The sequence below is a fragment of the Chlorobiota bacterium genome (assembly GCA_016710285.1).
Taxonomy (GTDB): Bacteria; Bacteroidota; Ignavibacteria; order OLB7; family OLB7; genus OLB7.
Genome location: JADJXR010000001.1, coordinates 1,059,180 through 1,071,458 on the forward strand (window position 1 = coordinate 1,059,180; position 12,279 = coordinate 1,071,458).

General features: G+C 58.4%; 8 protein-coding genes. 4 read left to right on the forward strand and 4 right to left on the reverse strand.

The features are described from left to right. Positions 1–35: 35 nt before the first annotated feature. The 3 genes from IPM61_03765 to IPM61_03775 all read left to right on the forward strand — a co-directional run bounded on the left by IPM61_03765 (position 36) and on the right by IPM61_03775 (position 7,587). Positions 36–5,624 (forward strand): hypothetical protein, encoded by a 5,589-nt coding sequence (locus IPM61_03765; protein MBK8910424.1) that lies wholly within the window; start codon positions 36–38, stop codon positions 5,622–5,624. A gap of 293 nt (positions 5,625–5,917) precedes the next feature. Then, entirely contained in the window at positions 5,918–6,994 is a 1,077-nt protein-coding gene (locus IPM61_03770; GenBank protein MBK8910425.1) for a hypothetical protein, read from the forward strand. A gap of 14 nt (positions 6,995–7,008) precedes the next feature. Beyond that, complete coding sequence (locus IPM61_03775; protein ID MBK8910426.1) at positions 7,009–7,587, forward strand: hypothetical protein; 579 nt, start codon at positions 7,009–7,011, stop codon at positions 7,585–7,587. Positions 7,588–7,690: 103 nt separating this feature from the next. On the opposite strand, the gene IPM61_03780 is transcribed toward IPM61_03775, so the two are convergent. The 4 genes from IPM61_03780 to IPM61_03795 all read right to left on the reverse strand — a co-directional run bounded on the left by IPM61_03780 (position 7,691) and on the right by IPM61_03795 (position 11,486). Continuing rightward, the gene (locus tag IPM61_03780; GenBank protein ID MBK8910427.1) at positions 7,691–8,359 is read right to left on the reverse strand and encodes a VTT domain-containing protein; all 669 of its coding nucleotides are present in this window, start codon (positions 8,357–8,359) and stop codon (positions 7,691–7,693) included. Between the two features lie 73 nt (positions 8,360–8,432). Continuing rightward, positions 8,433–9,005: a crossover junction endodeoxyribonuclease RuvC gene (gene ruvC, locus IPM61_03785; protein MBK8910428.1), complete on the reverse strand. Its 573-nt coding sequence runs from the start codon at positions 9,003–9,005 to the stop codon at positions 8,433–8,435. A gap of 34 nt (positions 9,006–9,039) precedes the next feature. After that, on the reverse strand, positions 9,040–10,779 hold the full coding sequence (locus tag IPM61_03790; protein ID MBK8910429.1) for a heavy metal sensor histidine kinase: 1,740 nt from the start codon (positions 10,777–10,779) through the stop codon (positions 9,040–9,042). Then, complete coding sequence (locus IPM61_03795) at positions 10,776–11,486, reverse strand: response regulator transcription factor (protein ID MBK8910430.1); 711 nt, start codon at positions 11,484–11,486, stop codon at positions 10,776–10,778. The genes IPM61_03790 and IPM61_03795 overlap by 4 nt, the downstream gene beginning before the upstream one ends. Positions 11,487–11,715: 229 nt before the next feature. Here IPM61_03795 and IPM61_03800 point away from each other — a divergent pair, with 229 nt between their 5' ends. Further along, entirely contained in the window at positions 11,716–12,279 is a 564-nt protein-coding gene (locus IPM61_03800) for a hypothetical protein (GenBank protein ID MBK8910431.1), read from the forward strand.

Sequence of the window (12,279 nt, forward strand, 5' to 3'; positions counted from 1 at the left end):
CGCAGCAACGCTCTTCGATCCTGAAGAGCTCACTTGTGAAGAGTTCGCTGGCAGCAGGGATTCTTCTGCTGATTGTTTCGGCACACGCGATTGCGCAAACGCCAACCACTATCAGCTACCAGGGATTGCTCACCAACGCTGGCGGGGCCGCGCTCCCCGATGGCCAATACTCCATGGTCTTCCAGCTGTATTCCACCAACACCGGCGGAGTGTCGGTGTGGCAGGAAACCCAAACCGTCACCCTTTCCAAAGGGTTGTTCAACGTCTATCTCGGGTCGGTAACTCCGTTTGCCACGGCCAATCTTCAGTTCAACCAGCAGCTTTATCTGGGGGTGACGATCAACAATGGGACCGAGCTGCCACGAACCCAGCTGGCAAAAGTCCCCTTCGCCTTCCACGCCGATAACGCCGCCACTGCCAGCCTGGCAACCACCGTCGTTGATGGCGCGATCACCGTCACCAAACTTGCCGATGGCGCCGTCACCGCTCCCAAAATTGCCATCGGAGCCATCACCACCGATAAAATCGCCGCCGGCGCAATCAGCAGCTCCAACCTTGCTGATGGATCCATCACCCTCAACAAAATCAGCAACGCCGGCGCCGCCAATGGACAGACCATCATCAACAACAACGGCAAACTTGAATGGGGCAACCCCGCCGGTGGAACCAACGATGGCGACATCACCGCCGTCACCGCCGGACCCGGGCTGCAAGGGGGCGGGTTCAGCGGACACGTCGCCCTTGAGGTTGCTCCGCGCGGCATCGTCAACAGCATGATTGCCGACAACGCCATTTCCACCAGCAAACTGGGCGACCGTGCGGTCACTCGCGACAAACTTGCCTTCAATTCCGTTGGCTGGAGCCAGTTGGATGACGATGCTGTGGATGGAAAGAAAATCTTAGATATGAGCATCGGACACCTGGACCTTGGCCTGACCGTGGTCCACACCGAGAACATCGCCGACCAAGCCGTCACCACTGGGAAGATCAGCAAACTGGGGGCGCAGAACGGGCAGGTGCTTTCGATGAAGAATGGGGCAATCGTCTGGGATTTCCCAACGCTTGGGAACGTGGCGGGTGGAGATTTGACGGGGAGCTATCCGAACCCACAGATCGCCCCGGGAGCCGTCAACAGCGCGAAGATTGCCGACGGATCCATCAGCACTGCCGACATCGCCAACGGCGCGGTGAATAGCGCGAAGATTCTTGATGGAACAATCACCCTTGCCGACCTTGCGTTTGCAAGCCTTCCGCCAAGCGGACCTGCTGGTGGGGACCTGACCGGAACGTATCCGGCTCCAACCGTAGCGGCCAACGCAATCACCAGCGCGAAGATTGCCGACGGCGCGGTTGCCAACGCGGACCTTGCCGACGATGCCGTCACCGCCAGCAAGATTGCGGCCAACGCCGTGAACGCCAGCGAGATTGGATCCGACGCAGTCGGGACCAGCGAGCTTGCGCCGAACGCCGTCACCACCGCAGAGATTCTGGACAACACGATCACCACCGCGGACCTTGCGTTCACGAGCCTTCCGCCGAACGGGCCGGCCGGGGGTGATCTCACTGGCAGCTATCCAAATCCAACCATCACCAACAACGCCGTCAACAGCGCGAAGATTCTGGACAACACCATCACCACCGCGGATCTTGCGTTCACGAGCCTGCCGCCGAACGGGCCGGCAGGGGGTGATCTCACCGGAAGCTATCCAAACCCAACCATCACCAACAACGCTGTCACCAGCGCGAAGATCGCCGACGGTGCTGTGGGAACTTCAGACCTTGCCGACAACTCCGTCACCAGCGCGAAGATCGCTGATGGATCCGTTGGAACTTCTGACCTTGCTGACAACTCTGTGACGAGCGCGAAGATCGCTGACGGTGCCGTTGGAACTTCCGACCTTGCTGACAACTCCGTGACCAGCGCGAAGATTCTGGACGGAACCATCACCGCTGCGGACATTGCCGCCGGGGTGATCCCAACAACTCTTCCACCAAGCGGGCCGGCTGGCGGTGATCTTACTGGTAGCTATCCCAACCCAACCATCACCAACAATGCCGTCACCAGCGCGAAGATTCTGGACAACACCATCACCACGGCGGACCTTGCCTTCACGAGCCTGCCGCCAAACGGGCCGGCCGGGGGTGATCTCACCGGCAGTTATCCAAATCCAACCATCACCAACAACGCTGTCACCAGCGCGAAGATCGCCGACGGTGCCGTTGGAACTTCAGACCTTGCCGACAACTCCGTGACCAGCGCGAAGATTCTGGACGGAACCATCACCGCTGCGGACATTGCCGCCGGGGTGATCCCAACAACTCTTCCACCAAGCGGGCCAGCCGGAGGCGATCTCACTGGCAGCTATCCAAATCCAACCATCACCAACAACGCCGTCACCAGCGCGAAGATTCTGGACAACACCATCACCACGGCGGACCTTGCCTTCACGAGCCTTCCGCCAAACGGGCCGGCCGGGGGTGATCTTACTGGCAGTTATCCAAACCCAACCATCACCAACAACGCCGTCACCAGCGCGAAGATCGCTGACGGTGCTGTGGGAACTTCCGACCTTGCCGACAACTCCGTGACCAGTGCGAAGATTCTGGATGGTGCCGTTGGAACTTCAGACCTTGCTGACAACTCTGTGACGAGCGCGAAGATTCTGGACAACACGATCACCACCGCGGACATTGCGTTCACAAGCCTGCCGCCGAACGGGCCGGCAGGGGGTGATCTTACTGGCAGCTATCCGAGCCCAACCATCACCAACAACGCCGTCACCAGCGCGAAAATCGCTGATGGCGAGGTGGGGAATGCGGACCTTGCTAACCTTGCTGTTTCATCGGGAAAGATGATCGGCACCGGCTCGACTGCGGGTGATGTTTTAACCAGCACCGGCCCGGCAACCGCCCCAACGTGGCAGCCGCTTGGCGCAACCTTCTGGCGCACCGACGGCAACAGCACGATTGTTGACGGAACCAACTTCATGGGGACCACCAACAACGTGGCGGTGGATTTCCGGGTGAACAACCAGCGCGCATTGCGGCTTCAGCCAAACGCCACCAGCCCGAACATCATTGGCGGGTTTAGCGGGAACGGCGTTACTACTGGTGTGGTAGGTGGGGTTATTGCTGGCGGCGGGGCTAGTGGTGCTGTGAACAGCATAACAGATGACTATGGTGTGGTGGGTGGTGGTCGTAACAACCGTGCGGGGAATAATGCAGGCACAACATCAGATCGCCCGTATGCGACCGTAAGTGGGGGGCAAGGGAACACCGCATCGGCATATGCGATGGTGGGTGGAGGGTTAGGCAATACTGCAGAATATGGCTCAGTGGTGGGTGGAGGCATTTACAACGGTGCAACGAACGTGTATGCAGTGGTGGGTGGAGGAGTTGAGGACAGCGCATTAGGAAGGTGGTCAGTGGTGGGTGGAGGGGAAAACAACAAGGCATTGAGTGACTATTCAACAGTTGGCGGAGGATCCGGCAATGACGCATTGGGGGAGTCTTCAACAATTGCGGGAGGGAGCACCAATGAGACATCGGGGATGTATACAACAATTGGTGGAGGGATCACCAATAGCGCATTGGCGCTATATGCAACAATCGCTGGAGGACAGGACAACGAGGCATTGGGGGAGTCTTCAACAGTTGGCGGAGGATCCGGCAATAGGGCATCGGAGCGGGCTTCAACAGTTGGCGGAGGATCCGGCAATAGGGCATTGATGGAATTTGCAACAGCCAGTGGCGGATTTTCAAACTTTGCATCGGAGGATTTTTCAACGGTGGGCGGAGGACGAAGCAATGAGGCTACAGAAGATTATGCAACAATCGCTGGAGGATGGGACAACACTGCATCGGGATCAAATAGCTTTATCGGTGGCGGGCTATCGAACACCGCCAGTGGAGAGTTGGCAACGGTTGGCGGCGGGCAGAACAACACCGCCAGCGGAGATTTGGCGACTGTTGGCGGCGGCGATGGGAATCTGGCATCGGGGAACCGCTCGGTTGTTGGCGGCGGGCAGAACAACAAAGCTCGGTACACATATTCTGGGGTGTTCACCGGCAACAACAACAACGTTAGCACTGGGCAAATGGCGGCCATTATGGGCGGGCAGAACAACAGCATCACCGGGGCGCATCAAGGATTTATTGGCGGCGGGGAAAGCAACGTTGTCGGCAATGGCGTAATCGGCGTTGCTAGCAACTCGGCAATCCTTGCGGGCAATGCGAATAGCATCACCGCAGGCCACTCAGTGATTGGCGCAGGCTCGGGAAACCGCATTGCTGGGTCGTCGGGAAGTAGCGGCATTGTTAGCGGGCAGAACAACGCCATCACTGCTACCTCGGCCGCATTTATTGGCGCAGGCATCAGCGATACCATCTCGGGCGATGAAGCAGGAATCGTTGCTGGAAGCAAGAACAAGGCGTATGGGCTTGCCGCCTTTATTGGCGCGGGCCAAGAGAACAATGCCGACCGCCGATCCTTTGTTGGTGCTGGCTTCCACAATCAAGTGAATGGCGAGTCCAATGCCATTGTTTCCGGCAGGAATAACATCATCATCGGGACATCAATCTCCCCCCATTATAACTTCATCGGCGCTGGCGATGGGGACACCATATCCAACAACAACTACAGCGTGATTGGGGGCGGGTTAGGCAACAGGGTGGATAAGGACCTCTCTGCAATTGTTGGCGGGCAAAGCAATCGCGTTACTGGCGGGAAGCAGGGGTTTATCGGCGGCGGCTCCGCAAACTCCATCACCGGAACAATCAGCCATTACAGCAGCGCAGTGGTTGGTGGCGATAGCAATCGCGCCGATGGAATAGAAAATGGAGTTGTTACCGGGCTGGGGAATTTTGCCGGGGGCACGCGCTCGGTGGTTGGGGGCGGTTACCACAACAGCACAGCCGGCACCACCGACAACGGAATCCTTGGCGGCAACGCCAACACGATTGATGTTGGAGGGCAGGAAAGCAGCATTGGCGGCGGGCTGGGGAATATCATCACCGGACGCGGTTCCGCAATTCCTGGCGGCACGCGGCTGAAGCTGTCAAGCCGCAGCTTCGGCTTCAGCGGGCGCGATGCCGGGGCAGCGGGGACCGTGGACCTAAGCGCAACAACCAACATCGCCGCATTCAACGACGTGAACCTGTGGGTTGGGAACACCGATGGAGCAGCAAAGGAGTTGCGGTTGTACGAAAACAACAGCAGCCTAACCTACGGCGGCGCAAACTACGCCGCGCTGAAAGCCGCAGCCACCATGGCAGCCAACACCACCTACACCCTTCCCAATGCTGCGCCAACATCGAATGGGCAGATGTTAGTTAGCACCACTGGCGGCACGATGTCGTGGGGAATAAAACTGACAAAGGCGACCGTGACGGTGGACGTTGGCTCGGTGGGCGCGGGCGCAAGCCTAACCCAGACCTTTACCGTTACCGGCGCGGCAACCGGGGCGATTGCCGCAATCTCGCCAGCCAGCGCGCTTCCCGATGGCTTGATTATCAGCTACGTCCGCGTTTCGGCGGCGAACACCGTCGAGCTGAAATTCTTCAACGCCACCGCATCGGCCATTGACCCGGCCTCGATGGATTGGAATATCATCGTGGCCGAGTAATCCGACGCAGCAACTCCAAAGCCTTCCCGAAATCACAGGGTAGATAACGGAAGAGAAGAGCCGGCCAATGGTCGGCTCTTCTCATTACCAATCATCTGATTGCCAATCATCATCATTTCCCGCCTTCGCGCAGTTTTTTTGGCGCATTCTCCACTCCTCGTAAGACACGTAAGACCTTCCCCGCCGATTCGTAAGACCGTTCCGATACTTTGATTCCAAGCCTGTTGGCGGCTTGGTTGCCAACGGGCTTGGAGGAAATCAACTACTCATAATCCGCTTACTGACAAGAGCTTATGAACAACCATCATCGGAGTGCGGCGCTGGCAGTGGGAGTGCTGCTGGCGGTTAGCATGGCAACCGCGCAACCACCGTTAGAGGTGGAACGCGAGTTCAACATCTTCACTTCGCAAAGCGCGGCTGGATACTTCAAGCCGGTGCTGACAACGTTGCAGGAAGGTTTCGCATCGAACATCTACCACCGCGCCAGCTATGCTCCGCAATGGAGCATCGGGCTGGACATCAGCAGCCCGTGGATGGTGATACCGGAATCGCACAAAACTTTTTCGGCCCAGCTTCCCGATTGCTACGCGGACCCAACAGCCGCGCAAACCGCCGAGCTGCGGAGCGGCACGCTGACCCGCGGAATCAGCGGCGCAGTGCGGCAACCGACCTACTACGGAAGCATTGCAACCCCAGCGTTTAGCGTCCCGCAAGGAACCGGCGAATCCGATTTCTGCAGAACCGTCGGCTTTGCCGAAGGGCACGACATCGGCATCATGCCCAGCCTGCCAAACATCCAACTGATTGTTGGCGCGCCCACCCGTACCGAGCTTCGCATCCGCGCCGTCCCAATCCCCGAACGGGAACGCTCCATCCTCTACCTCGGCTTCGGAATTGCACAACAATTCGACCATTGGATGAACATTTTCGGCGACGACAAAACCATGGCCCTGGCCGCAAGTGCCTCGCTCCATCTGTTTGATTGGAGTTCCACCGCCAGCGCCACCGGGGTCACGGCGGGGATTCATTACAGCAAGTCGTGGGAAGGCGGTTTCACGGTGATGGGGGGAACGCAGTTCGAGACGATCAGCGGGGATTTCGCCGCCGTGCGCGAGCCGCTGGACCCATCCGACGCGCAAGTGAGTGCCTACGAAGAAATCCGCCGCAACGCCCCAATCACCATGCCGTTCGAATCGCTGAACTCCTTCCGCCTTGTGGCCGGGGGAAGCTACCGCGCCGGCATTGCCGATTTCCATCTGGACATGGCCGTTGCAGCGCAGCCGGTGCTTTCCGGTGGGATCACGATTTGGCTGGCACAGTGGGGGCTTGAGAGCGCCGCACCGTTGGACCCATCCACCATCAAACCATAACCACGGAGCCAACCATGAAAACGATCATTGTTCGCGGCGTTGCAATGGCCGCAATCGCCGTTGCTGCGATTACTTCCATCATTGGCTTCAGCGGGTGCGATTCGTTGAGTTCGCTAGACACCTTCACCATGCAGCTGCCGATTAATATGGAGTTCAGCTGGCGCAACCGCCAGGCCCCCGACACCACCACCGACTTCGTCAACCTGCTGGATTACTCCGTCTATCGCGACAACATGGAGGATATCCAAAGCGCGAAGCTCTATCAGGTGGGATATTGGGTGGATACGCTGGTGGGAAGCCCTTCGATTGAGGATGCGGAGTTCGCGTTCGTGGAGTTCTACCTGCGGTTCGAGGGGGAGCAGCAGCAGCACCTGCTGGGGCGGTATGAGAACGTTGTGGTGAAGGAATACTACAAGCGGCCGCATATCATCACCGTGCCGGAGGAGGTGGCCTTGCTGATCTCCGAAGCCGTCAAAACCAAGCCACGGTTTGATGTTATCCAGCGGTACAGCCTTCCCAAAAGTGGGACCGGCTTCTTCCCACGAATCGAAGCGCGGGTAGATCTGGCGATTCGGCTGGAGGTGAAGTTGTAAGAAGCCAGCGAACTTCCTGCAAGAAGCAACCGGCACAGAAACAATCAGGGTGGAGGGAATGATCGGATCATTCCCTCCACCCTGATCTCATTATGCCCCGGCCTTACTCCCCGGCTGCGTCCGCCACCGCTTTCCCTTTCCGCCGCCGGTGCTTCACGAACTCAATAATTGGGGGGAGGATGGAAAGGAAGATCACAATCCCAATCACGAAATGGAGATAGCGGTCAATATTTGGCACAAGGCGGCCCAAGTAAAACCCCAGCAGCGTGGTGGAAAGGATCCAAAGAATCCCGCCGCCGATGTTGTACAGCCCGAACGTGCGGTACGGCATCTGGGCCATGCCGGCCACCACCGGCGCAAACGTGCGGATGATGGGGATGTACCGCGCCAGCACAATCGTCTTCCCCCCGTGCTTCTGGTAGAACTCCTGCGTTTTCACCAAATGCTCCTTCTTGAAGAACCTGCTGTTTGGGCGGTTCATCAGCCGCCGCCCCCCCCGAAGCCCAATGTTGTACCCCACCGCATCGCCAATGATTGCGGCCGGGATCAGCAAGCCAATAAGGTAGAAGATGTTCAGGTCCCCACTGCTGGCCAGCAACCCAGCCACCACCAGAAGCGAATCGCCCGGGAGGAAGAAGCCAACCAGCAAACCGGTTTCGGAGAAAATGATGATGAACAGCACCACGTAGGCCACCACTTCGCCGGCGCGCACAAACTCGCGCAATCCCTCGGCCGTGGTGAACGTGTGGAGAAAATCAGTGAGTATTTCCATTTGGGATCGGTTGTCGGGAATTGGGTTTTAGTTATCGGTTATTGAATCGCGGCTGGTGCGCAGCGGCGGTTCCCTACTTCTTTTTTCTTACCACCACTTTTTCTGGGTGTTCCGCAATGAAGTTTTCCCAGTTGCGCCCGCCGCGTTGTGGGCGCAGTGCGCGGGTGCTGTGGCAGATTGCTGTGGCAAGCGCGTCGGTGGCATCCAGCAGGTGCTCGTTCCGGTCCATCTTCAGCATCGCCATCACCATGTACTCCACTTGCTCCTTCGTTGCACGGCCGCTGCCGGTCACCGCTTGCTTGATTTCGAGCGGGGCGTATTCCGCGGTTGGTATCTGGCGCAGCACCGCCGCAAGGATTGCCACCCCACGGGCGTGGCCCAGTTTCAGGGTGGATTGAACATTTTTGGAATAGAATGCCGACTCAATCGCGAACTCATCCGGCGCGGTGGACTCGATCACACGCTCCAATCCGGTGTAGATTTTTTCCAACCTTCGCGGAAGCGTGTCCGATGCATGCATTCGGATAATGCCGTAGTCCACAAGGCTCAGCCGGCCATTCTCATGGTCAATCACGCCGTAGCCGGTGATGAGTGTTCCAGGATCAACGCCAAGAATTCGCATGGTGAGTTGGGGCAATATATCCACGGTTGTTGGTCTGAACCTGCGTCAAATGATTCCCTTACCCGGCCTTCTCCTGCGGCTCCGTTACCGGCTTCGGCTCTTCGGCTGCGGGTTCCTTCCCTTTCTTCTCCTCATCGCTCCCCTTCGTTTTTTTCAGCAGGCGTTTTACGTCGAAGGTTTGCGCCAGCGTGCGGTGGCGCGGCGGCGTGATCGCCATATCCTCGTTTTGGGGCGTTGGGTTCAGCAGTGGGATCCGCACAACGAAGGTGCTTCCTTGCCCCGGCTCGCTCTCCACACGGATATCCCCATCGTGGGCCTGGACGGTCCATTGCACGATTGAGAGCCCCAGCCCAACCCCACCCATCTCGCGGCTGCGGGCTTTATCCACGCGGTAAAATCGGTCGAAGATTTTTTTCTGATGCTCGCCGCTGATTCCAATTCCGGTGTCGCGGACGCGGACCTCGGCAACGTTTTTATCACGGTGAACGGTCAGGGAGATCATCCCCCCTTCGGGGGTGTATTTCACGGCGTTATCCACCAGGTTCAGGAACATCTGGTAGAGCTTTGCGCGGTCCGCCTCGATCGTCAAATCCTCGTTGGCGCGGAAGGTGATGTAGATATCTTTTTGCCCCCCCAAGATGCTGGCTGCGTCGGCAAGGTCGGCAAGCATTTCGGTAAGATTGGTTGGCTCGCCATGGAGCGACAATCTTCCGCCATCGGCCCGCGACAGCAGCAGCAGCGACTCCACCACGCGCGACAACCGCAGCACTTCCTGCAAGGCACTAGAGATCACGTCCTGGTACTCCGCCGGGGTTTTCCGCGAGCGCAAGGCCAGCTCCATTTCGCCGGTCAGGATCGTCAGCGGCGTGCGAAGCTCGTGCGAGGCATCGGCGCTGAACTGCTTGGCACGCTCGAAGGAGCTTTCCAAGCGGGAGATCATGTCGTTCAGGGTGTCGCTCAGCCGCGCGATTTCATCGTTCGTGTTCGGGACCGGAAGCCGCCGCGAAAGGTTCGACGCGGTGATCTCCTTTGCCGTGCGGGTGATTGCGTCCACCGGGCGAAGCGATGTTTTGGCCAGGAAAAATCCGCCAACAATGGAAAGCACCAACATCACCGGCGTAAGCAGCAGCAGCGTGCTGAACAATTGCTCCAAAATGGATTGGACCTCGTTGCGCGGATAGCCAACAACGATAATTGCCGAGCGGGTTCGGGCAACGGCAATGCGGATCGGCTGCGGGCCGCTGGTGGTGTCCAGCACCGCTTGGTAGATGGTGGTGTACCGGGGAATCGTATCCACCGCCAGCCGCAAAAAATCTTGCTCGATGTGGAACGAATCGGCTCCAAGATTTTTGGAACGGAAGACGATCGTCCCGGCGGTATCCATCACCTGGATAAGGGAGTTGCGCGGGTTCAGAACGATATGCTCGTAAATCTCCGTCCAAACAATTTTTTCGGCTTCGGCAGTGGCTGGCGGCAGGGGCTTCGGGGTGGCGGCGCGGCGCAGCGAATCTTGGCGAAGCGAGTCGCCATCGCGAAGGAACTCCAGGGCATCCTTTGCGGTGTCGTTGGAGCGTTCTTTTATGCTGGCGGCGCTGCTCTTCTTCTCCTTCTGGTCCTTTTCCCCCTGGGTCCGGATCATCAACACAATGGAGTTGATCATCCGCTCCAGCGAAAGGTCCAGGCTGGTGCGAAGCTCGGTGGAGATGGAGGTGTAGATCAGCGTGCCGAAGATGCCGATCGAGAGGGCCATCACCAGCCCGAACCATAGCGTAAGGCGGCCACGCAGCGAAAGGCTCAACGTTCATCCTCCTGGGGTTCATTCCCCTCCGATTCGGCTTCCCGCATGATATACCCAACCCCACGGATGGAGCGAATCAGCCGCGGCTGGTCCGGCGGGTCCACTTTGTGGCGCAAGCGGTTGACGTACACATCCACCAAGTTGGAGTCGGTGGCGAAGTTGTAATTCCAGACGTGCTGGGTGATGACCGAGCGGCTAAGAACCCGGTTGGAGTTCCGCATCAGGTATTCCAGCAGGTCGTACTCGCGCGAGGTAAGGTCAATGTCGGTGTTCCCCCGCTTGGCTTTGTGGGTGATGGTGTCCAGCACCAAATCGCCAACTTTTAGCTGCGTGGTTTTCTCCACGCTGACGCTTCGGCGCAGAAGCGAGCGGATGCGCGCGGTCAGTTCCTCGAAGTGGAACGGCTTGGCCAAATAATCGTCGGCGCCGGCATCCAGGCCAACGATCTTATCTTGTGTGGTCCCTTTTGCCGTCAGGATCAGCACCGGCGTGTTGATCCCCCGCCCGCGAAGCTCGCGCAGCAAGGAGATGCCATCACGTTTTGGCAGCATCAGGTCCAGGATCATGCCGTCGTACTCCCCCGCCAACGCTTTCTCCAGCCCCTGGTCGCCGTCGTAGGCAACCTCCACCTCGTAGTTTTCCTCACGCAATCCCTGCATGACGAAGTTGGCAACCTTCTTTTCGTCTTCGATTACCAGAATTCTCATAGTGGTTCGGAAGATACTGTGAACAACCAGCGGGCCATCGCACTCTGTGATCCTTGATCCCCGCTGTGCCGCGCTGATGTCCGCCAAAATACGCAACCAAGTGCCGATGGTAGCATCGGTGTGTGACGGCGGCGGGATGCGCCCAAACGGCTGTTGGCCGCGCAATCCTCTTCTTCCTATCTTACCGCCCCTTTCAACTCTTCAGGTACACAATCAACAGGTTTACGTTATGAGGCAACTGCACCGCTGGCATCTGCTGTTCCTTTCTGGACTGCTTTGCTGTTTTGCAACCACAACCCGCACGCAATCGCAGGTGCGAACAATAGAGCTGCGGGAGATGGTCCGATCGGCCGAAACGATTTTTGCCGGGCGCGTTACCGAGGTTCGCGGCGCGCTGGACGAACGGGGCGACATCGTCACCTACACCACTTTCAGCGTTGAGAACAACGTGATGAAGGCTGGCTCGATGACCATCACCATCAAGCAGTTTGGCGGGCGGTGGAACGGGCGCACCATGCTGATTCCCCACGCACGCTATTTCCAAAAAGGGGAGCGGGTGATGGTGATGCTTTACCCGGTCAGCGATTTGGGATTTACCAGCCCCGTTGGATTGTCGCAAGCGGCCTGGACCGTAAGCAATGGGATGGTGACGGGAATCACCGCCGCCAGCCTGAAGCAGATTCCGGCATTGCTGAAAAAACATGGCATTGCCCCACCCACCACATCCACCATCTCGATGCCAATTGCCACCTTCAGCGCGTTGGTGCGCGATATTCAAAAGGGGGGCCAGTAA